This is a genomic window from Okeania sp. KiyG1, from assembly GCF_014132355.1.
Lineage (GTDB): Bacteria > Cyanobacteriota > Cyanobacteriia > Cyanobacteriales > Microcoleaceae > Okeania.
Genome location: NZ_BLZO01000125.1, coordinates 13,905 through 36,197, shown reverse-complemented (window position 1 = coordinate 36,197; position 22,293 = coordinate 13,905). Strand labels below are relative to the sequence as shown.

The 22,293-nt window shown below is 36.1% G+C and carries 15 protein-coding genes and 3 pseudogenes; 9 read left to right on the top strand and 9 right to left on the bottom strand.

The window, feature by feature from the left end; genetic code table 11:
* Positions 1-95: 95 nt before the first annotated feature.
* Positions 96-551 (bottom strand): hypothetical protein, encoded by a 456-nt coding sequence (locus tag SAGCYANO_RS30200; protein WP_202223438.1) that lies wholly within the window; start codon positions 549-551, stop codon positions 96-98.
* Positions 552-847: 296 nt separating this feature from the next.
* On the opposite strand from SAGCYANO_RS30200, the pseudogene SAGCYANO_RS30195 reads away from it, so the two are divergent.
* The 3 genes and pseudogenes from SAGCYANO_RS30195 (at position 848) to SAGCYANO_RS30185 (ending at position 2,648) form a co-directional block, all read left to right on the top strand.
* Positions 848-1,803 (top strand): annotated as a pseudogene (locus SAGCYANO_RS30195) (hypothetical protein).
* A gap of 166 nt (positions 1,804-1,969) precedes the next feature.
* The gene (locus SAGCYANO_RS30190) at positions 1,970-2,209 is read left to right on the top strand and encodes a hypothetical protein (protein ID WP_202223437.1); all 240 of its coding nucleotides are present in this window, start codon (positions 1,970-1,972) and stop codon (positions 2,207-2,209) included.
* Between the two features lie 229 nt (positions 2,210-2,438).
* Positions 2,439-2,648, top strand: a complete 210-nt coding sequence (locus SAGCYANO_RS30185; RefSeq protein ID WP_202223436.1) for a hypothetical protein — start codon at positions 2,439-2,441, stop codon at positions 2,646-2,648.
* Positions 2,649-2,700: 52 nt separating this feature from the next.
* On the opposite strand, the pseudogene SAGCYANO_RS30180 reads toward SAGCYANO_RS30185, so the two are convergent.
* Both SAGCYANO_RS30180 and SAGCYANO_RS30175 read right to left on the bottom strand, forming a co-directional pair.
* Positions 2,701-5,963: pseudogene (locus SAGCYANO_RS30180) on the bottom strand (efflux RND transporter permease subunit).
* Positions 5,964-6,914: 951 nt separating this feature from the next.
* The gene (locus SAGCYANO_RS30175; RefSeq protein WP_237396852.1) at positions 6,915-8,885 is read right to left on the bottom strand and encodes an efflux RND transporter periplasmic adaptor subunit; all 1,971 of its coding nucleotides are present in this window, start codon (positions 8,883-8,885) and stop codon (positions 6,915-6,917) included.
* 254 nt (positions 8,886-9,139) lie between these two features.
* On the opposite strand from SAGCYANO_RS30175, the gene SAGCYANO_RS30170 reads away from it, so the two are divergent.
* The 5 genes from SAGCYANO_RS30170 (at position 9,140) to SAGCYANO_RS30150 (ending at position 14,591) form a co-directional block, all read left to right on the top strand.
* Complete coding sequence (locus SAGCYANO_RS30170; protein ID WP_202223435.1) at positions 9,140-9,988, top strand: Npun_R2479 family HD domain-containing metalloprotein; 849 nt, start codon at positions 9,140-9,142, stop codon at positions 9,986-9,988.
* Positions 9,978-10,121: a hypothetical protein gene (locus SAGCYANO_RS30165; protein ID WP_202223434.1), complete on the top strand. Its 144-nt coding sequence runs from the start codon at positions 9,978-9,980 to the stop codon at positions 10,119-10,121. Before SAGCYANO_RS30170 ends, SAGCYANO_RS30165 begins: the two co-directional genes overlap by 11 nt.
* 247 nt (positions 10,122-10,368) lie before the next feature.
* Complete coding sequence (locus SAGCYANO_RS30160; RefSeq protein ID WP_202223433.1) at positions 10,369-11,478, top strand: AI-2E family transporter; 1,110 nt, start codon at positions 10,369-10,371, stop codon at positions 11,476-11,478.
* 533 nt (positions 11,479-12,011) lie between these two features.
* Complete coding sequence (locus SAGCYANO_RS30155; RefSeq protein WP_202223432.1) at positions 12,012-13,079, top strand: ABC transporter permease; 1,068 nt, start codon at positions 12,012-12,014, stop codon at positions 13,077-13,079.
* Between the two features lie 597 nt (positions 13,080-13,676).
* Positions 13,677-14,591: a class I SAM-dependent methyltransferase gene (locus SAGCYANO_RS30150; RefSeq protein WP_202223431.1), complete on the top strand. Its 915-nt coding sequence runs from the start codon at positions 13,677-13,679 to the stop codon at positions 14,589-14,591.
* A 245-nt stretch (positions 14,592-14,836) separates the two neighbouring features.
* On the opposite strand, the gene SAGCYANO_RS30145 is transcribed toward SAGCYANO_RS30150, so the two are convergent.
* Positions 14,837-15,190: a Dethiobiotin synthetase gene (locus tag SAGCYANO_RS30145; RefSeq protein WP_202223430.1), complete on the bottom strand. Its 354-nt coding sequence runs from the start codon at positions 15,188-15,190 to the stop codon at positions 14,837-14,839.
* Positions 15,191-15,454: 264 nt separating this feature from the next.
* Between SAGCYANO_RS30145 and SAGCYANO_RS30140 the strand changes: the two genes are divergently transcribed.
* Positions 15,455-15,682 carry a hypothetical protein gene (locus tag SAGCYANO_RS30140; RefSeq protein WP_202223429.1) on the top strand — a complete coding sequence of 76 codons (228 nt, stop codon included), beginning with the start codon at positions 15,455-15,457 and terminating at the stop codon, positions 15,680-15,682.
* A gap of 21 nt (positions 15,683-15,703) precedes the next feature.
* On the opposite strand, the gene SAGCYANO_RS30135 is transcribed toward SAGCYANO_RS30140, so the two are convergent.
* From SAGCYANO_RS30135 to SAGCYANO_RS30115, 5 genes and pseudogenes are all read right to left on the bottom strand, one after another.
* On the bottom strand, positions 15,704-16,933 hold the full coding sequence (locus SAGCYANO_RS30135; RefSeq protein ID WP_202223428.1) for a DUF6232 family protein: 1,230 nt from the start codon (positions 16,931-16,933) through the stop codon (positions 15,704-15,706).
* Between the two features lie 257 nt (positions 16,934-17,190).
* Positions 17,191-18,369: a pentapeptide repeat-containing protein gene (locus tag SAGCYANO_RS30130; RefSeq protein WP_202223427.1), complete on the bottom strand. Its 1,179-nt coding sequence runs from the start codon at positions 18,367-18,369 to the stop codon at positions 17,191-17,193.
* 567 nt (positions 18,370-18,936) lie between these two features.
* Positions 18,937-19,311 (bottom strand): hypothetical protein, encoded by a 375-nt coding sequence (locus tag SAGCYANO_RS30125; RefSeq protein ID WP_202223426.1) that lies wholly within the window; start codon positions 19,309-19,311, stop codon positions 18,937-18,939.
* Between the two features lie 347 nt (positions 19,312-19,658).
* Positions 19,659-19,802, bottom strand: a pseudogene (locus SAGCYANO_RS30120) (carotenoid oxygenase family protein); the annotation flags it as partial.
* Between the two features lie 165 nt (positions 19,803-19,967).
* Positions 19,968-21,437, bottom strand: a complete 1,470-nt coding sequence (locus SAGCYANO_RS30115) for a carotenoid oxygenase family protein (RefSeq protein WP_202223425.1) — start codon at positions 21,435-21,437, stop codon at positions 19,968-19,970.
* Positions 21,438-22,293 lie beyond the last annotated feature (856 nt).

Here is a 22,293-nt window from a genome sequence, read left to right as displayed (position 1 = left end):
TGAAAGCCTCCTCTTTTAAGAGGATAAAAAGAAAAATTTTCATAATTAGTCAATCTTATCCGTTTTAAAGGAGAGGTAATTCTAAATTCTAAATTCTAAATTCTAAATTCTTGAACATCTTGTTTATTATATATTTCCGCCGCCACCATTTCTGCAATACATTGTCCTAAACCACCAACTATCCTTTCATTTTTAGCCTCTACAAGAACAATGACAGGAGTATCCAAATATAGTTGTTCCGGAGATTGACTAATAATAAAATCACAAAATCCATTCAATCCCTTATCTCGATCCACTGAGAAATCTATACCCGAAAAAAAACTAATTTGAAGTTGCCTTTTAATCTCCAACAAAATATTAATAATTATTAGTTCAGAACTTGCCTTTTCTGTAGCGATCGCTAAAGCAATAGGAACATTTTGCTTTAACATTTCAGCTAAAAGATTACTAATCTCTACAGGTTCAACTTGAGAAAATAAATCTTCTGTTTCTATAATTTTTAAATTAAACTCAGCTTTGACTTTTTTTAAATCAAAATCACTATATGACATTTTACCTATTCCTGATTTCCTCAATCAGAATTTTCCGATTAATTACAAAGAATTTTATATCCTCAACTATACTCTTAATTACCCATAAAACTTCCTGTAAAAAACTGATAACTGAAGAGTTGCACCCACGCGAGCAAGATGCTCGCACTGGGAAAATTAAATTATTAATATCTGTACTTCAGATACTTGGAATATGCTGTAATTTTTCCATAAATTATAAATAATTTGATATCCTCAATTATACTCTATGATTACCCATAAAACTTCCTGTAAAAAACTGATAACTGATAACTGAAATGACGCGAACTCCCCACGACCAATTTGCCAAACAATATTTAGAAGAATTACTAACTCTATTAGGCAAAGTAGAAACCAGTCGCGATGTTGCCAGCGAAGTCCGAGAAATAGACGTATATTTCATCTTATTTTCAAAAAGAGGTAATTCTAAATTCTAAATTCTAAATTCTAAATTCTTGAAGAGCCATTTCGCAATCAACCACAACGACTAGAAATACTCGACTGTCAAGCCAAACTTAACTTTGTTATTAACCAACAAAAACGTAAAGCTAGACGAGAAAACACTCCTTATACTGAAGCTGAATGGCCTCTATTGTGGATTTTGTCCCCCTCTTGTTCGGCCAGAATCATTGATGGTTTTGGCGCTAAACTAGACTCAAGCGGTCAATGGCCTACAGGTGTTTATTTTTTACCAAAGTTTCAAAACACAGCAATAGTAGCCATTAATCAATTACCAATTAACCAGGATACTCTCTGGTTAAGGGTATTGGGAAAAGGTCAGACACAAGAGCAAGCCATTTTAGAATTAGAAGCTTTACCACCAGGAAACCCACTTAGGGAAAATCTAACCGAGCTTTTGGCAAGCTGGCACATCACAATTCAAGTAAGAGACAATATAAATGAAGATGACCAGGAGTTACTAATGAAACTATCACCTGTTTATTTGCGTTGGCGCGAAGAGACCTTGGAGGAAGGTATCCAGCGAGGTATCCAGCAAGGTATCCAGCAAGGTATCCAACAAGGTGTCCAACAAGGTATCCAGCGAGGTGTCCAACAAGGCGAACAAAGGATAAAGCAACAAATGATTGAAAATTTCCTCAATGTCCGGTTTGGCTCCCTCGACCCAGAACTATTGGCCATTATCGAGCCGATGTTGCAGTTGTCTCCAGAGGAGTTGACTCCTTTATTATTGAGTGCTTCGCGGGAGGAATTATTGGAGAGGTTTGGTGAGTAGTTACTGATAGGAGTTACTGATGAAGCGATCGCCTGTTTATTTACGATGGCGCGAGGATACCTTGGAGCAAGGTCGCCAAGAAGCTCGCCAAGAAGGCCAATAGAAAATAAAGCAAATAATTGAACATTTACTCAATGCTCGGTTTGGTTCCCTCGACCCAGAACTATTGCCCATTATCGAGCCGATGTTGCAGTTGTCTCCAGAGGAGTTATATCAAATCCGTTTAATTCGGTATAAAAAAATGTTCCATCTTCAACGATTACCAAATATTTCTCCATCTCCCCATCCCCCATCTCCCCATCCCCCATCTCCCCATCTAATTACACCGATGCTACCGGATTTGATATTAGCTCCTTTGTTGTTAAATGGTTCTCGTGAGGAATTATTGGAGAGGTTTAATGGGTAATTTGATGAAGTTATTTTCTATTTGTTGAAGTTGTGGCTAGGATATTTTCAGCTTGCTAAAAATATCCACAGAAAAATCAAGAATAGTAGGAAGGTAGGCAAATATTTAGTTAGGGCTTGCTGATTAAATATCAAAGCATTGACTGATATTGGTTTTAGCATTTTTTGGTCTAAAAAAGTGTCAGCTTTTCGGTGGAAAAAGCTCAAAAAGCTGCTATTTTGGGATGATTATGGCAGAACAATTTTGGGAAAATTTTCCGACTACCTCTTCTATAATTCCCATTTCTCCTATCTCCTGTCTCCTACCCCCACCAAAAGACTTTATTCAGCAAGCCCTAGTTATCTATCTCAATGGTAAATATTGTGATTTTTGTCTACCCGCTCTTTTCTTAAAGATAATTGAATTTATAGATCGAGAACTTATGAGTATGAAAGCATAAAAAAATGTTGGGTTTCGCTACCGCTTAACCCAACCTACAGTATTGTAACTAATTAGTTAATAATAGAATCCTTTTTCAATACACTCGGACTTTTCCCATTACCATTACCATTACCATTACCATTAACAGAAACATCTAACTGCGGGCGAATTTCCTTACCCCGGAATAATTTCTGTAACCAATGTATAAAATTATCAATATAGGTAAACCACACAGGTACTACCAACAACGTCAACAATGTTGCAGTCGAAAATCCACCAATAACAGCGATCGCCATGGGACTTCTTTCTGCTCCTCCTGCTCCTAATTCTAATGCGATGGGTAACATTCCAGCAATAGTAGAAAGGGTGGTCATTAAAATTGGTCGCAACCGGGAAATACCTGCCTCTCGCACTGCATGAAACTGAGACATTCCTTCTTTTTCATTTGCCAACGAACAGTCTACTAACAAAATTGCATTCTTAGTTACCAAACCCATCAACAATACAATACCAATTAAAGCATATAAACCCAACTCTTTCTGCATCACTAATAACCCTAACAACGCTCCACCAATAGATAACGGCAATGCCACCAAAATTGCCATTGGATAAAGAAAGTTATTGTATAGCAATACCAAAATTGCATAAATACATAACACTGCAAAGCCCAGAGCGCTCAAAAACCGACTAAACACCTCAATCATAATCTCGGCATCACCATCAGACTGTTCCATAACATCCTCAGGTAGTGGGTTCATTGCTGGTAATGCTTGCACCTCTGCTACTGCATCTCCTAGAGAAATTCCCTGTAAATTGGCCTCCAAGGAAACTTGACGATAGCGGTCAAAACGATTAATTTCAGCAGGCCCACTACCTATAGTAATTTCAGCTACTGCAGACAATGGCACTAACCCACCATTTTGACTAGGAATGCGTAAATTTTTAATTGCATCCAAGTCATTTCTAAATTCCCCTGCCAACTGTACTCTAATCGGAATTTGACGGTCTGGTAAATCAAACTTAGCTAAATTTGACTCATTATCTCCCAAAGTCGCCAATGAAGCTGTACGAGCGATCGTCTGTACAGAAATGCCTAGATCTCCAGCCCTAGCAGGTAATGGTTTAATCAAAATCTCCGGTTTCACCAAGCTGGCACTGGAAGTCACATCCACCAAACCAGGAACTTCTCGCATTTGCCGTTCTAAAGCATCTGCAGTCTGCTTCAGAGCAGTTGCATTTTCACTTTTAAGAACAAGAGCTAAGTCTTTATCACTACCTCCTGCACCCCCACCAGCAAAACTCAGCCGCGCCCCTGGAATATTCTGAAATAGAGGTCGCATCTGTTGTTCAAACTCCTTTTGGGAAATCTCCCGCTCTTGCCTAGGCAATATATTCACATACAACTTGCCTTCATTTACGGCTTCACTATTGCCCCTAGTACCAACTTCAGCAAACACACTGTTAACAATCGAATTTTGCTCTAATAATTGCATTGCCTGTTGAGCTACTTGTTCAGTTTCAGACAAAGTCGATCCAGGAGGCAATTCTAGGGAAACTATACTCACAACATCGTCCCCACCACTTATGAACCCTTTAGGAATTAGTGGAACCAGTTGCAAGCTACCAATAAAGAAAGCTACTGCAATAATTAAAGTAGTAATTTTATGGCGCAGTGCCCAAGTTAATAAGCTATTATAGGGACGATTTTTGCTTTGTTTGTGATGTTTTACTCCCACTTTACCATTGAAAAATGAAGAACTTTGAGACTGTTTCGACTTCAACAACCGCGCTCCTAACATTGGTGTCATAGTACAAGCAACCAATGTGGAAAACATGGTAGAAACTGCTACCGTTACCCCAAAAGGCTGGAAGAATTGACCGGGGACTCCCCCCCATAAACGCCACAGGTAAAAACACTGCCACAATAGTTGCGGTTGTTGCTACCACAGCCAAACCAATTTCTGCTGACGCATCTAGAGCTGCCTGGAATGGCTTTTTACCCATCTGAGTATGTTGGTCAATATTCTCGATCATACAGATGGCATCATCCACTAAGTTTCCCATTGCTAATGCTAGTGCTAACAAGCTCATATTATTGAGGGTGTAGTCTAAAATTTGCATTACTAAAAAAGGTGGGAATAATGGATAATGGCAATGCTACTGCCGTGACTAGAGTCGGCCGCCAATCTCGCAAAAATACACCGACCACTACAACAGTGAGAATAGAACCAATAATTAGAGCGTCTACAGATGCTTGATAGGATTCTTCTATATCTGTTGCCCGGGTAAAAATTAGTTCTAAATCTACATCTTCTGGTAATGTTTGTTCTAGTTCGGCAACTTTTGCCCGCACACCTTTTTCTACACTCACCAGGGTAGTACCTGTGCTACGGAGTACGCTAAAAGCAACAACTGGTTTACCAATTTTATTTGACTGGGTAGTGGTTTTTATTGATGAGTCTTGTGCAAAACCCTGAGTTTCATCTTCACTATTTTTTTCTACTAACCAAGCTGTTTGTCTAGTTTCGCCAAAACCATCAATAACTTCACCTACACTGGAAAGTGGTATTGCTCCACCAGAGGGAAGGATGATTCGATATTCTTTCAAAGCTGCTACTGTGTTAGCACTACCAAGGGTACGAATACTTTTTTCTGTGCCTCCACCTTGAGAACGTCCACCGGGTATATTAGTGTTGAGGGCGCGAATTTGGTCATTGACTTGAGTAGCAGTAATGCCAAGACTTTCGAGTCTGTCTGGGTTGAGTTCGATCAGAATTTCTCGGTCTACTCCGCCAATACGGTTGATTTCGGCAACACCGGAAACGCTAAGAATAGCACGACTAATTTCTTTGTCAACGAGTTCACTTAGTTCTTCGACTGAACGTTTGTCTGAGGTGACAGCGTATGTAATGATCGGACCGCCTCCAGCAAATTCTAATCTTTTCACAACAGGGTCGTTGATATCTGAAGGTAGGTCCTCGCGAATTTCGGTAACGGCATTACGAACGTCGTTGGTGGCGCGGTCGCTATCTACTCCCAAGTCAAAAGTGATGGTGGTTGTAGAAACTCCATCAGTTACTGTTGAGGTTAATTTATCGATATTTCCCAAACCCGCCACAGAGTCTTCTATTTTTTTTGTTACCTGAGTTTCTAGTTCTGTTGGGCCTGCTCCTCGTTGAGTTACTGTGACTGATACTGCTGGAACATCGACATTAGGAGTGTTGTCTATTCCTAGTTGGAAAAATGACATTAATCCTACTATTGTTAAGATTAAAAACATCACAATGGTAGGAACTGGTTTTTTGATTGATAAAGCTGAGATATGAAATGACATAGTTATTAATTCAAAAGTCAAAAGTCAAAAGTCAAAAGTAAGAAGTAATTAATTCAAAAGTTAAAACTAATTAATTCAAAAGTTAAAAGTCAAAAGTCAAAAGTAAGAATTAATTAATTCAAAATTTAAAAGTCAAAAGTCAAAACTAATTAATTCAAAATTTAAAAGTCAAAAGTAAGAATTAATTAATTCAAAAGTTAAAAGTCAAAAGTCAAAAGTAAGAACTAATTAATTCAAAAGTCAAAACTAATTAATTCAAAAGTTAAAAGTCAAAAGTCAAAAGTCAAAACTAATTAATTCAAAAGTTAAAAGTCAAAACTAATTAATTCAAAAGTCAAAAGTCAAAATTTAAAAGTCAAAAGTCAAAACTAATTAATTCAAAAGTTAAAAGTCAAAACTAATAACTAATTAATTCAAAAGTCAAAACTAATTAATTCAAAAGTTAAAAGTCAAAAGTCAAAAGTCAAAACTAATTAATTCAAAAGTTAAAAGTCAAAACTAATAACTAATTAATTCAAAAGTCAAAAGTCAAAAGTAAGAATTAATTAATTCAAAAGTCAAAAGTCAAAAGTAAGAACTAATTAATTCAAAATTTAAAAGTCAAAAGTCAAAAGTAAGAATTAATTAATTCAAAAGTCAAAAGTCAAAAGTAAGAACTAATTAATTCAAAATTTAAAAGTCAAAAGTCAAAAGTAAGAACTAATTAATTCAAAAGTAAGAAGTAATAGGGAGTTAATTTGAGTATGTTTAAGCAAGCAAAGTTCGTTTATATACTATTCTAAAGATGTGTTTTAGCTGTTCAGCAAAAATTCATTCCTAGATTCAGCAACACCGTTATGTTAGTTGAATGCTAGTTATTTATAAAAGGTGGAAATATGGAAATCAACTAATCTATAAAGTACATTTTTTTATTGTTATGAAATTTCATCCAAAATCCAAAATTTACTAATTTTATTCAATTACTTTTACAACATCTCCATCTTTGAGATAACCTGCACCTGCAACAACTACACGATCGCCTAATTTTAAACCTTCTTTTATTTCAATTTTAGCATTAGCTAAATCGCTATTTTTACTCAGGATTTTTCCTACTTCTATAGGCACGGCTTTAACTTGATTATTTTCTGCCAAAACATAAACAATAGATGTTCCATCTGCTTGAGGTAATACTGCTTTTGTCGGAACTTTCAACCCTTGATTAGTTGCTGTTGTAATTGTTGCTCGCAAAAACATTCCTGGTCGTAATAAATCGCTTTTAGGCAGGTCAATTTTGATTGTAGCTTCGCGACTTTCTTGGTCAACTAATGGCGCTATTTCTCTAACTGTTCCTAACATTTTTATCCGACTATCAGCATCAGAACTTATCTGAACTTTCTTGCCAACTTTTACTTGCGCTAATTGAGTTTCTGGTACTTTTAATTGTAGTTCTAATTGATTATCTTTAATAATAGAAAACAACATTTTACTACCAGAAGTAACATCACCAACCCTAGCTATCCGTTCCGCCACTATGCCATTTGCTGGTGCCCGGACTAAAGTCTGTGCTAACTGAGTTTGTCTCTCTTCTACACGAGCTTTGTCACTGTTAACATTTGCGATAGCACTGTCAATATTTGATAAAGCGCTATCAACTTCTGCCTGAGCACTATTTACATTAGCACTTGCACTACTAACTTTTGCTTCTGCACTGCGTAGTTGAGCCATAACACTACTGACATTTGCTTCTGCACTTTCAACTCTAGCTTCTGCACTGCTAACATTTGAGCTAGCAATATCAACTTTGGCTTTAGCACTACTAACGTTGGCATCGGCAATTTCAATTTTGGCTTCAGCACTACTGAGGTTAGCATCAGCAATTTCAACTCTAGCTTTAGCACTATCAATATTAGCCTCAGCAACTCGCACTCCTTCCCTAGCAGTCTTCACAGCAGTACTACGAGTTTCTAATTCTTGAGCACTAATAACTCCCTCTGACTCCAGAGTTTGATATCGCTCAAACTCTCTCAGAGCTTGTTCTTTGTTAGCTTTAGCTTCTGCTAACTTAGCTTCAGTTTGAGCGACAGATGCCAGAGCTTCATTACGACTCGCTTGTGCTTGTTTCAGTGCAGCAACAGCATCATTACGACTTGCTTGTGCTTGTTTCAGTGCAGCAACAGCATCATCGCGACTTGCTTTTGTTTGTTTCAGGCCAGCGATCGCCTCATCTGTACCTGCTTTGGCCTGAGTAATAGCAGCTTTAATTTGGTCCCGGTCGGCCTCAGCTTGTTCGCGGGCAGCAATTGCTTGCTCTACCCCTACCTTAGCCTTGCTGTAAGTAGCTCTTCTTTGTTTAACTTGACTGTCAGCAGATTCTACTTGAGATTTGGCCTGGTTAATTTGCGATTTCAAAACGGAGTCATCTAAAATTGCCATTACTTGGCCTAGAGTAACTTTGTCTCCTTCTTCTATCAATACTTGTTGAATTTGCAACCCAGTCGCCTGTGGCAATACTGGCAACAAATCAAAGGCAACAACATCACCTGTGGCATCAAAGGTACGTTCTACTGTTGCTAATTCTACGGTCGCTACTGTGACACTCATACTAGGAGCCAAGTTATTTTCGGCCGCATCTGTAACAGTTTGTGTGAGAGAATTTCCCGGAATAGTTTCGCTCCCAGGGTTGTCCTTTTGTCCAGAAACTAACTGCATACTTGCCACACTAGCAACTACACCGATGCCAATACCAATTATTAATCCTTGCCATCTAACTCTATTTTTCTGGGGAGGAAATGCGCCATTGTCACTAATGATTTCTTCGCCTTCCTCTTTTTGAGCATAGATACTCAGAGTATCTATATTGTAGGTCTCGCCTTGATGACAATCGTCTAGACGATCGCTATCTTGCTTTTTTAGTATATTTTCTGGTATAATGTTACTTTTCAATTTACTTTCACCCATTTCCATAACCACTCAACACTTATTTATATTGTAAAGAAAAATTATAGTTTTGTTAGATTTCTTTAAACCATAAAGTAACAGGAGATAAAAATGACTCTGAATGTTGGTTTCTGTGTATCATTACCTTTAGCACTATTTATAATATTAAGTAAGAATAAATGACTTCAGAAACCAAAAATAACTCAAACAACTACAATATTAAAAAAGTCTAAACAATCAAAACAAATTTAAGAAAAAATATGTTTAATGCCACTGAAGTATTAATTAATTCATTTGTCGAAAAAATTAAAGATGGCTACCGTCGTACTTACGGCGGTTATAAGTCTAACTACGAAGAAATTATTGGTTGGGCAGGAAATATGGCACTAGAAAATATTGCCAATAGCGATGCCCTTTACCATAATGTAGAACATACTATTCTGGTGACTCTTGTAGGCCAAGAAATTCTACGAGGAAAACATATTCGAGAAGGAGGAGTTGCCTGTGAAGATTGGTTACATTATATTATTTCCTTAGTTTGCCATGACATTGGATATGTAAAAGGAGTTTGTCAGAAAGACAAAAAAGGGTGGTACGCTACGGGTAAGGGAGATGAAATGGTTAATTTGCCATTAGGTTGTACGGATGCTAGTTTAACTCCTTATCATGTGGACCGGGCAAAATTATTTATTAATGAACGATTTGGCGGTCATAAATTAATTGATGTGGAAATAATTAAGTACAATATTGAGCTAACGCGTTTTCCTGTTCCTACAGAATCAGATCATCAAGATACTGTTAATTATCCTGGTTTAGTACGAGCGGCAGATTTAATTGGCCAGTTAAGTGACCCCCGCTATCTCAATAAAATTTGTTCTTTATATTATGAATTTGAAGAAACAGGTTTTAATGAAAAAGTAGGGTATAAAAATCCTAGCGATCTGCGTGATAATTATCCGCAATTTTTCTGGCAAGGAGTTCATCCTTATGTCAAAAATGCTCTGAAATATTTGTCTCTAACACAGCAAGGTAAGCAAATTATTGCTAATCTTTACTCTAATGTATTTGTCATAGAGCATGACCCTTTATCTAATAAGGTTGCTGTTTAGAGAAGGAAGAAGGAAGAAGGAAGGAGGAAGAAGGGAAGAGGAAGGAGGAAGGAGGAAGAAGGCGTTTAGTTATCTAGACAATTTGTGGGATGGGGCGGGTCCATCTAAATTTAATGTTGAGCAAGAAATTTAATGCGGAACCCGCTCCTACTATGGGATGGTGAGTGCATTAGATTATTGGGGCGGGGGCGGGTTTACTCAGTCGTGGGTTACACCATTAACTTAACGTGGAACCCGCCCCTACTATTGCACCATTTTAAGCGTGTCACGCCACTACGCGATTTAATATTTATTTTACTAAAATTATGTAAAACTGAGATTTTATAAATGTTGAAGCTGTCTAAGCTATTACTAATTACTAATTACCAATTACCGACTTTATGAATGTCAAATTTTCACCTATTCAACAGTTTCTAATTACATGGTTATTGTTATTAGTAGCAGGATGGTTAACAATCGAAGCAATTAGTTATGTAGGTGAAATAGTTAGTATTCTAATTACAGCAGGATTAGTGGCATTTTTGTTAAACTATCCAGTGTCTAAACTACAAAAAATTTTGCCCCGAACTTTGGCAGCAGGTTTAGTATATTTAACCGCTGCTTTAATAATATTAGTTATCGTCCTAACTATTGTTCCACCAGTTCTTAATCAAGCTCGACAATTGTGGTTGAAATTTCCCGACTTATTAGAATCTGCCAGATGGCAATTAACAGAATTTCAAACCTGGAGTGAAAATAATAACTTACCCTTCGATGTCGGTATTTGGCAACAACAATTACTAGCAGAAACCCAAGAACAAATACAGGCGATCGCCACTACCAGTTTTGGTTTGGTCTTAGGAACAGTTAACTGGTTTTTCGACTTAATCTTAATCTTAGTAATCTCTTTTTATATGCTCTTGGATGGAGAAAGAGTTTGGGATAATCTTACAAGTATTATTGTTCCAAAAGTACGGGATGTATTTACAAAATCCCTAGAAGTTAATCTGCAAAGTTTTGTCTCTGGACAGTTGTTATTAGGTTTATTTATGGCAACTACTTTATCTTTTGCTTTTTGGCTTCTTGGTGTTCCCTATTTTCTACTATTTGCAGTATTTATAGGTGTCATGGAATTAATTCCATTTATTGGGGCAACTTTGGGCATTGGGACTGTAGGCAGCATAGTAACATTTATTAATTGGTGGTTAGCTTTAAAAGTATTAATCGTAGCGATCGCTCTCCAACAAATTAAAGATAATATAGTTGCCCCGAGAGTCATGGGTAAATTAACCGGACTTAGTCCAGTAATTATTTTTGCAGCATTACTATTAGGTGGTAAAATAGGAGGACTTTTGGGAGTAATATTAGCAATTCCACTCACTGGAGTTTTAAAAAGTATTGTAGAAGTTGTGCTAAATCCAAAATTACCACCCCAAACAGGCTCTTTCTTTTATAATCCTATGGATGAAGAAAATGGATTCTCAGAAATAGAAATAAAACAATTAAATTAACAAATTTATTCTTAAATTTTTCCTTTTTATCTCCTAGCTTCTGTCTAATATCAAGTCTCATTAATTAGCCATAAGAAATTAGCTATCTTTAGTCATCTATTAGAGGATATCTGAAAAGTTTTTTGATACTAAATTTTGCCCCCCTAACCCCCCAACTTTGGGGGGAACAAGAGTCAATTTGCTATCTTTAAGTCCCCCAATTTTGGGGGATGCACGGGGGCTTGGATGTAGTTGCCAAGGCAAGTTTGCCAAAGATTGAATTTTGCCCCCCTAACCCCCCAACTTTGGGGGGAATAAGAGTCAATTTGCTATCTTTAAGTCCCCCAATTTTGGGGGATGCACGGGGGCTTAGATGTAGTTGCAAAGCCAAGTTCGCCAAGGATTTCAATCCTTGGCTAATAGTTTAAGTCATCTTAAGATGACTATTGAGAAGTATGCCATCTTTTTATATTGTGGTTAATCAGTGCAACTTGATATAATTTATTAAATTTCTTCCTTCTTCCTTCTTCCCTCTTACTTCTTCCTTCTTAAATATGAAATGGTGGAAAAATCTTAAAAAAAATCCTCTAGCAAGATTTGGTGCATTATTACTATTAGTTTTTTACATAGTAGTAATTGCTGCTGATTTTGTTGCCCCTTATGACCCCTACACATCTCAAACTAATGGTTCCCTATTACCACCCACTACAATTTATTGGCAAAACAAAACAGGTGATTTTATTGGACCCCACATTTACCCCACAACTCAAGGACCAGTAGACTTAGAAACTGGACTGCGCAAATTAAACGTAGACTTAGGTAAACCATCCCCTCTCAGTTTATTTGTTAAAGGAACACCCTATAAACTGTTTGGCATCTTGTCGCTAGATCGACATTTATTTGGCAGTACAGGTGAAGCAAAATTTAACTTATTAGGCACTGATGAACAAGCAAGAGACCAATTTAGTCGCCTAATTTTTGGCGGTCGTATTAGTCTATTTATTGGTTTAGTAGGTATTATGATTTACTTTCCTCTAGGGATGATTATTGGAGGAATTTCTGGTTATTTTGGTGGTTTAGTAGATAGTATTTTGATGCGCTTTGCCGAAGTACTAATGACAATTCCAGGTATCTATTTGTTAGTAGCATTAGCTGCTGTATTACCACCTGGTTTAACTAGCACTCAAAGATTTCTATTAATTGTAGTTATTACTTCATTTATTAGTTGGGCAGGTTTAGCAAGGGTAATTCGTGGACAAGTACTATCCATAAAAGAACAAGAATTTGTCCAAGCTGTGAGGGCCATGGGAGCAAATTCTTTTTACATCATCATCCGTCATGTATTGCCTCAAACTGCAACATACATAATTATCTCAGCCACCTTAGCTATTCCTAGCTTTATTATCTCAGAATCAGTTTTAAGTTTGATTGGTTTAGGCATTCAACAACCAGACCCATCTTGGGGAAATATGCTATCTCTAGCCACGAACGCTTCAATCTTAGTATTACAACCATGGTTAGTATGGCCACCAGCACTATTGATTATTTTGACAGTATTAGCCTTTAATTTATTAGGAGATGGGTTGCGAGATGCTCTAGATCCAAGAAATTTACAACGGTAATTGTTGTCACAGAGATAGTAGGGGCGGGTTCCACGTTAAGTTAATGGGTCTCATCCAGGACTGGGTAAACCCGCCCCCCAACAGTCAGAGAGCTCGTAGGGGCGGGTTCCGCGTTAAGTTAATGGTCTCACCCACGACTGAGTAAACCCGCCCCCGCCAGTCAGAGAGCTCGTAGGGGCGGGTTCCGCGTTAAGTTAATGGTCTCACCCACAACTGGGTAAACCCGCCCCCGCCCCAATAATCTAATGATCTGGTAGGGTGCGTTAGACGGCTAAAATCTAGATTGTGAAAGGCATTTAACAATCCATCGCAACGCACCATTCTAGCTGTGTCTGTCCACTACTAGGGGATGGGGCGGGTTTATCTAAATTTAATGTTAAGCAATTAATTTAATGCGGAACCCGCCCCTACAGGGGATGGGGCGGGTTTATCTAAATTTAATGTTAAGCAATTAATTTAATGCGGAACCCGCCCCTACAGGGGATGGGGCGGGTTTATCTAAATTTAATGTTAAGCAATTAATTTAATGCCGAACCCGCCCCTACGATTGCAACATTATGGTATTTACTAACTGATAACTGATAACTGATAACTGAAATGACTACTACTTTAAAACCTAAGTCTGATATAGCGACACAATTAGTAAATGGAATTCTCTCTATTAAACCTCTGTCAAATTTGGCAAAAACTCAAGCACGAAAGATGATTATTAAACGTGCAGAAAAAATTGGTGTACCTTGGCGCAAACAAGCAAAGGAACTTTCTGAACGTAATTGGAATAAAGAATGGGAAATAGTAAATAATCCTAATTTGATTTATCCAGAATATTACTTTACTTCATTTCATGCTTATGAAAAAGGTAATATGAGTTGGGAAGCTGCAACAGAAGTAGAAGCAGCATCTCTAGCAGTTCATGCAAGTATTTGGCCGGAATTAGGTATTGCTGGAGATGCTAAATTTCGTCAGAGTTATTCTGATATTCTCAAAGCAGAAATTCCTACACCAAATGATATTTTAGACTTGGGATGTAGCGTGGGATTAAATACTTTTCCTCTACAAAAAGTTTACCCAGAAGCTAAGTTGACAGGGGTAGATTTATCACCTTATTTTTTAGCAGTTGGTTTGTATCGTTCCCAACAACAAAATTTAGATATTAATTGGGTTCATGCTGCTGCGGAAGAAACTGGTTTGCCTGATGCTTCTTTTGATTTAGTTTCTATTTCTTTAGTCTGTCATGAACTACCACAAACTGCTACTAGAAAAATATTTCGGGAGGCAAGGCGGTTATTACGTCCAAACGGCAGTATTGCAATTATGGATATGAACCCTAAATCAGAAGTTTATGCCACAATGAAACCTTATGTTTTTACCTTGTTGAAGAGTACGGAACCTTATATGGATGAATATTTCACTTTAGATATAGAAAAAGAATTGATAGATGCTGGTTTTATGACTCCCAAAATAATATGTAATACTTATCGTCATCGCACAGTTATTGGTTTGGTAAGGTGAAATATAGCGATCTTTAGAAGGCGTGAGGTACATCAACGATCCCCTAAATCCCCCTTAAAAAGGGGGACTTCCGGTTCCCCCCTTCTCAAGGGGGGTTAGGGGGGATCTCCAGCATCGTAGCTAAAACTTACTGAATAATGCTATAATTACTTAATTTTGAGTTTTTAATTAGGGTTTGCTGGGCGATCGTTTAAGTCCCCATCCACTTCTTCCTTCTTCCTTCTTCCTTCTTCCTTCTTCCTTCTTCAATTACCTTCAGGCCAAACACCAGAAAAGATATTTTTCACTGCAATTGAAATTCGTTCAATATCTTCTTTTAAAAGTGGCGGCCACATTACTCCTTTTCGTCTACCAGCTTCAAATAATTTGAGGCTTTCCATTGCTAATAAATATAATCCGGCAACTAATTCTCGGTCTAGAAGGGGGTCTCCTTGTAACATTTCAAAAGAGATTTTTAGGGCTAACAAAATATTAGTTGCTTGACCAGGAATAGGAGGTTTTCCTTGTTCGAGACGCATGAGGAAAGCATCTGGATTAATTTTAGTTTCTAAAGCTGTTCCTTGATCGATGAGAAATTGACGGGCAGTTTCGTAATTCATTTTAATAATTAGGTTTCAACAATTAATTATTAATTATTAATTATTAATAATTACCTTTCCTTGAAAAGAAGAGGACTGACTCAAAAGAAAATTTTTACTTATTATCCCCTTAAAAGGGAAAGCTTTAAACCACAATTTTTTAGTAAGTCTTAGGCGTTAGGTAGTTGGTTGAGAGAAGATTTACCAGATATGGGCATTTGGTCTTTCAGGACAAAGTGCTATGATTCAACTATATTTATTTAAGTTGTACCACTTATAGCAAAAATGTCACGGGAAAATATAGCAACGGTTGTTAAAATTTTAGAATCTCTTTCTGATGCACAACAAGAGCAAATTATTGAGCATTTACGGGAATATATTGCTGATTTAGAAGATGAATTACAGTGGGATAAATCTTTTCAGAGAACACAAAATAAATTAGTAGAAGTAGCCAGACTTGCTAAACAACAAATTGTTCAAGGAAAGGGGCAAGTAATAATAAATTATATATAATTCGGATGAAAAATAATCATATCAAACCCTAGTTTTTCGTACCTCATCTGTAAGTCTTGAATATTTGGTATCAAATCCAATAGCAAAGGAAGAATTTTGGTTTACTACGTCTTCATTAGACACCTTGAAAGTATAGTTAGCAGGTTTATCCTGGTTGTTCATAATTTCAGCAATTGTGTTAAGAATTCTGTTGATGAGACTTTTATCTTTAGATATGAGCAATTTGCTCATTCCGGCGTTTGTTTCTATGGCGATGCCATATCTTTTAGACTTAGTAAATCGCTCTATAATCCCACATGCAGCCAAAAAAATTACGCTAAATGTAAACCACTTCACATCTGGGTTACTTTTCATCAATTCAATTCCAATCAAACTGAGGATTACACAAATAATAATAAAATTTAACTTGAAAAAATAGTTTGGTTTAATTCGGTACTTTCCAACAGCAGTAATATTTCTAACTTGGTAAATTTCGTTGTTCAAAGTAATAGTATTGTTAGTTACATTTAATATACTCATTTTGATTTTGTTGAGGTCGGATCTACTGAAGTTTAATTTTTTGTCTCCCTTATTAGGTCTAATTTTCTGAATTAATAGTTCTGTTTCATCAACTCCAGTAACTGCAGTTTTGAGCTTTGCCACATCAGTGTAAGAAATATCTCCAGCAATTGTAAATGCTAATTTTTCCTTCTCAGGCCCGATAAATTCAACACTTTCTATTGGCACATCAAATATTTCTGTTAATTCCCCAGAGTTAAATAATCTTTCAATTCTTTCTAGACCTTCTGGAGAACCTTTTAACACAAACTTTAAACTTCCTTCATCAACATCATCAATTACTAATGTTGGGTCACAACCTAATTCTTGTAGAAGTTTTTCAATTGCTTTTACTTTCCGTTTGTGTCTAGTATTTTTGATACTGCCAGTGATAATAAATTCTATATCTGTCTCTTCTTTTAGATTCTCAATTTTTTCAGATTTATCTACAGATGAATCTAATAAATTACTGGCTTGATATATTTTAGAAACTTTAATTTCTACGCTAATATTTTCTTGAGGAGGAGTTTCATTGATTTGATATATGTTATTACTGTTACCCTGAATAATTTGATTATTATTTTCCTTATCGCTAACTGTATTATTATTTTGTTGAGATTCTATTTTGCCATTATCCTTAATCACATTTGCATGACTCAAAGCTCCATCAATAGTATTGTCAGAAATTTCAGATTTAGACTTGTTGGTTGACATAACTTTTGTATTTCTATATTGGTTCAACATAACCCAGAAGAAAGTCAATTATTCCTCTCAACTATTTCTCTTCAGATTTTCAATCCTGATGGCACTTTTGTCATTTTTCATCTACTAATATTTGGCTTGTAGTTTCATCAAAAAATTATTATTGCCAGGGTAGTAAATAACTTCTTAAGTTTGAGAATTCCTTTATTTCATTCGCAATGACTTATTATTCAGTAGTAAAGCGGGTCACTTCAGTTATCAGTATTATTCTATACAAGTAGTGTAAGTGCCATAAATATTAATTGCTTCACACTCTCAGTAACTGCTGCTTCATCTGCTTTAGTTAATAGAAATTTTCCCAGACTTTTGAGACTTTCCTTAAATGAAGGATTTTGTTTAGCTTTTGTAGCAATTTCTTCTGCTGCTTTTTGTTTAGCTTCTTCAGGGTTAGAGTAAGTTATAGAAAGTTGGTCTAACAATTCCTGAATTTCTGCTGCAGCTTCTGCTAAAAATTTTTTCTCCTCAGAAGAATAGTTGTATTGATGTACTTCTACTTTGCCGTGGTCTTTGATAATATTGGTATTAACTACAGGTTCTTCAAGTCCTCTAACAGTATTTCCTGATATTTCAGATTTAGACTCGTCGTTAATCATAAGGTTAGCTCTATTGAGGTTAGATCTACTGACGTCGGCTCCACTGAAGTCAGCTCTTCTGAGGTTAGCTTCACTGAGGTTTGCTCCTCTAAGATTTAATTTTTCGTTCCCTTGATAAGTTCTAGTTTTCTGAATTAATAGTTCTTTTTCATCAACTCCAGTAACTGCAGTTTTGAGCTTTGCCACATCAGTGTAAGAAATATCTCCAGCAATTGTAAATGCTAATTTTTCCTTCTCAGGCCCGATAAATTCAACACTTTCTATTGGCACATCAAATATTTCTGTTAATTCCCCAGAGTTAAATAATCTTTCAATTCTTTCTAGACCTTCTGGAGAACCTTTTAACACAAACTTTAAACTTCCTTCATCAACATCATCAATTACTAATGTTGGGTCACAACCTAATTCTTGTAGAAGTTTTTCAATTGCTTTTACTTTTCGCTTGTGTCTAGTATTTTTGATACTGCCAGTGATAATAAATTCTATATCTGTCTCTTCTTTTAGATTCTCAATTTTTTCAGATTTATCTACAGATGAATCTAATAAATTACTGGCTTGATATATTTTAGAAACTTTAATTTCTACGCTAATATTTTCTTGAGGAGGAGTTTCATTGATTTGATATATGTTATTACTGTTACCCTGAATAATTTGATTATTATTTTCCTTATCGCTAACTGTATTATTATTTTGTTGAGATTCTATTTTGCCATTATCCTTAATCACATTTGCATGACTCAAAGCTCCATCAATAGTATTGTCAGAAATTTCAGATTTAGACTTGTTGGTTGACATAACTTTTGTATTTCTATATTGGTTCAACATAACCTAGAAGAAAGTCAATTATTCCTCTAAACTATTTCTCTTCAAATTTTCAATCCTAATGGCAACTTTGTCATTTTTCATCTACTAATATTTGGCTTGTAATATCATCAAAAAATTATTATTACATTTCTCAGTAAGTGTGAATTACAGTGCTGGAGATCCCTCCTAACCCCCCTTTACAAGGAAGTCCCCCTTTTTAAGGGAGATTTAGGGGGATCTTTTTTAGACTTGTTAGTTGACATAACTTTTGTTTTTCTATATTGGTTCAACATAACCCAGAAGAAAGTCAATTATTCCTCTCAACTATTTCTCTTCAAATTTTCAATCCTGATGACACCTTTGTCATTTTTCATCTACTAATATTTGGCTTGTAATCTCATCAAAAATTATTATTTCATTTCTCAGTAAGTATTAGATAGAGTGCTGGAGATCCCCCCTAACCCCCCTTGACAAGGGGGGGACCGGAAGTCCCCCTTTTTAAGGGGGATTTAGGGGATCTTTACCTTTTATCTGATTTTTATTAATTGCCGTATTATTCTACAAAAGTAGTGCAAGTGCCATAGGTATTAATTGCTTAACACCCTCAGTAACTGCTGTTTCACCCGCTTTGCTTCCTAAAGATTTACCCAGATTTTTCAGACTTTCCTTAAATGAAGGATTTTCTTGAGCTTTTGTAGCAATTTCTTCTGCTGTTTTTTGTTTTGCTTCTTCAGGATTAGAATAAGTTTGAGAAAGTTGGTCTAACAATTCCTGAATTTCTGCTGCTGCCTCTGCTAAATATTTTTTATCTTCAGAATAATAGTTATTTTGATGTGCTTCTATTTTGCCGTGGTCTTTGATAGTATTGGCATTATTTAAATTGCCGTTAATAGTATTTCTCGATATTTCGGCTCTAGACTTGTTGTTACTCATATTTTTAATTTTTAGATAAGTTAGTTTGAATTGCCTTTAGCTTAACAAATCAATTTTATATACAGCAGCTTCCTACTTGATGAAGTACATATATTGATGGTTTTAGGCAGTAGGAAGTAGATAAGATGGGGAGGAAATAAAAAATAAATTTTGCTTTATTCTTTTCTTTTACCTAACACCTAATACCTACCACCCATAGCACTTCTCTAATTTATGAGATACAGTTTTAGATCCCCCCTAACCCCCCTTAGTAAGGGGGGAACTTTCAAAGTCCCCCTTTTCAAGGGGGATTTAGGGGGATCGTAAATTTACTTCATCTTTATCAGAAATGCTATACCACCTATCACCTATTCCCCAAAATAATGAGGTGTAAAACTCCCATGTAAACCATAAGGAATATGATGCTTTAAATGCAATCTTGCCACAGGTTTTTTATTCAAATCTCTAGCATCCAAAATCACAACATCTGACCGATGTTCCGCCGCGTCATAATACCTACTACCTATAGCACTTCTCTAATTTATGAGATACAGTTTTAGATCCCCCCTAACCCCCCTTAATAAGGGGGGAACTTTCAAAGTCCCCCTTTTTAAGGGGGATTTAGGGGGATCGTAAATTTACTTCATCTTTATCAGAAATGCTATACCACCTATCACCTATTCCCCAAAATAATGAGGTGTAAAACTCCCATGTAAACCATAAGGAACATGATGCTTTAAATGCAACCTCGCCACAGGTTCCTTACTCAAATCTCTAGCATCCAAAATCACAACATCCGACCGATGTTCCGCCGCATCATACATCAACATTAATAACCAACCATCATCCTCATTCACCCCATTCGGAAAAGGAACAAATAAAGGTTCTCCCGCAAAACCTCGCGGTGCAACACTAAAAATTTGACGTTCTCCTGTTTGCCAATCAATCTTTAATATTGCTTGTAAAGGAGCATTTCCTGTGGGAATATCCGTAGCGCCAATAAACAAATATCGATAAGCTTTTCCCACATTATTCGGATGTAAAGTTGGAAACTCACAACAACGACTTTCTACTACTTTACTTTCCACATTTTCCTGAGCAAGATTAATCTTAAATCTCCATAACTGACCTTCAGGAACTGAGTCAAAATCTACATCTTTAAAATTAATATCGGGGTCAACTTGTGGGAAAGAATCATAACAAATAGAATCTACATAAATTTCCCCATCCTCTTCCCAAGCATTGGCATGATGAAACACAAAACAAGGCTCAGTTTCCAAAATTTTCATGTCTTTACTACCATCACGAGGAATTACAATAACCTGCGTCGGTTGATTAGGTGAAAATTCCAAACATTGACCAGCACCTCGCAGTCCTAATAAGAAAGGAATAGGATTCAAAGTAACAGGATTTTGGAAAAAGATACAATAATTTGGAGTAATTACCATATCGTGTAAAAAGGCAAAACCAGGAATCGAATGAGAATAACGTTTTAATAACTTTCCCTGACTATTAAACTCAAAAATAGTGATAGTACTCGATAAACCAGGCTTTACAGAAAAATTAACTAAAACATCTCCTTTGCCATCCTTTCCTTTCTCAATTCTGGGGTGAGCAGAAAAAGCTTGACCAGGTTGTAAAATTCCATCTAAATCATCAATTCCAATAGTTTCTAAATTATTTGGATTTAAACGATGAGGTCCTGCTCCTTCCCACAATGCCAAAAGTTTATCGCCCCAATAAAGAATACCAGTATTAGCAATATTTTTATTGTTCAAATCGAAAATATTAGCTAACCAACCACCAGGTTTTTGAGTGCCAAAAACCCCTCGATAGAGAATTTTTCCTGCTGCCTTTTCTGCCACATAACCTTCCGTTTTAACAAAGCTATTTCGGAAGTAGGCACGACCATTTTTAAAACCAATAGCACAAACCATTCCATCCCCATCAAAAGGATGAGCGATCGCCTGACCGTTAATATCTAATAAACCGGGTCCGTTGCGGAAAAAAGTACCATTCAAATCTGTTGGTATTTCACCTTCTATATCATCAATCCAATAACTATATTCATTGGGTTGAGATTCATATCCTTTTTGCCAATCTTCACGAGTATAAGATGTAGATTTTTCAATTTGTAAATTTGCCATTTTAGTTATCAGTTATCGAGTTGATGAAAGTACAAAGTTTTATGTTTTTAGGGAATAGGGAATACCGTTTCACGGAATTCAAAAGTCAAAAGTCAAAAGTCATGCATTATGATTTTATAGCTCAAAAATTTGATGCTTCAGTAATTTCAGCAAATTATTCTACATCTAAAGTTTTAAACTATTTTAGGACTTACGCATGAACGCTATTGGTAGGGTGTGTTAGCGACAGCGTAACTGAGCGAGACCCTATATATATTGCCTTTGCGTAAATCCTGTATTTGTAACATTCTTTTTTCAAATTGGTAGAACAGGGAACAGGGAACAGGGATAAAACAATGAATAAAAATTACAGCAAATTCCATTGAGGTACACCCATCGCGGGCAAGATGCCCGCACTACATTTCTACATTTGATTAATTTATAGTAGTTGAAGTCAAGATAGTAGATATATTTATTGCCTCTTTTTCATTGTCTATTTTATATCCTATTAATTTGGGATTTTTTGGATTCAAATTTAACATATTTTCCTCAGTTATCGAGTTAATGAAACTACAAATTTTTATGCTTTTAGGGAACAGGAAACAGGAAATAGAGATAAAACAATGAATAAAAATTACAGCAGATTCTATTTTATAGAGGTACACCCGTCGCGGGCAAGATGCCCGCACTACATTTCTACATTTGATTAATTTATAGTAGTTGAAGTCAAGATAGTAGATGTATTTATTACCTCTTTTTTATGCTCTATTTTATATCCTATTAATTTGGGATTATTTGGAGTCTAGGTTAACATATTTTCCTCAGTTATTGAGTTGATGAAAGTACAAATTTTTATGCTTTTAGGGAACAGTAAACA

Bases quoted from the DNA above. Each gene is read 5' to 3' on its own strand.
- SAGCYANO_RS30155 (WP_202223432.1), top strand. From the start codon at position 12,012: ATGAAATGGTGGAAAAATCTTAAAAAAAATCCTCTAGCAAGATTTGGT.
- SAGCYANO_RS30150 (WP_202223431.1), top strand. From the start codon at position 13,677: ATGACTACTACTTTAAAACCTAAGTCTGATATAGCGACACAATTAGTA.
- SAGCYANO_RS30160 (WP_202223433.1), top strand. From the start codon at position 10,369: ATGAATGTCAAATTTTCACCTATTCAACAGTTTCTAATTACATGGTTA.
- SAGCYANO_RS30135 (WP_202223428.1), bottom strand. From the start codon at position 16,933: ATGTCAACCAACAAGTCTAAATCTGAAATTTCTGACAATACTATTGAT.
- SAGCYANO_RS30200 (WP_202223438.1), bottom strand. From the start codon at position 551: ATGTCATATAGTGATTTTGATTTAAAAAAAGTCAAAGCTGAGTTTAAT.
- SAGCYANO_RS30130 (WP_202223427.1), bottom strand. From the start codon at position 18,369: ATGTCAACCAACAAGTCTAAATCTGAAATTTCTGACAATACTATTGAT.
- SAGCYANO_RS30185 (WP_202223436.1), top strand. From the start codon at position 2,439: ATGGCAGAACAATTTTGGGAAAATTTTCCGACTACCTCTTCTATAATT.
- SAGCYANO_RS30125 (WP_202223426.1), bottom strand. From the start codon at position 19,311: ATGAGTAACAACAAGTCTAGAGCCGAAATATCGAGAAATACTATTAAC.
- SAGCYANO_RS30145 (WP_202223430.1), bottom strand. From the start codon at position 15,190: ATGAATTACGAAACTGCCCGTCAATTTCTCATCGATCAAGGAACAGCT.
- SAGCYANO_RS30115 (WP_202223425.1), bottom strand. From the start codon at position 21,437: ATGGCAAATTTACAAATTGAAAAATCTACATCTTATACTCGTGAAGAT.
- SAGCYANO_RS30140 (WP_202223429.1), top strand. From the start codon at position 15,455: ATGTCACGGGAAAATATAGCAACGGTTGTTAAAATTTTAGAATCTCTT.
- SAGCYANO_RS30170 (WP_202223435.1), top strand. From the start codon at position 9,140: ATGTTTAATGCCACTGAAGTATTAATTAATTCATTTGTCGAAAAAATT.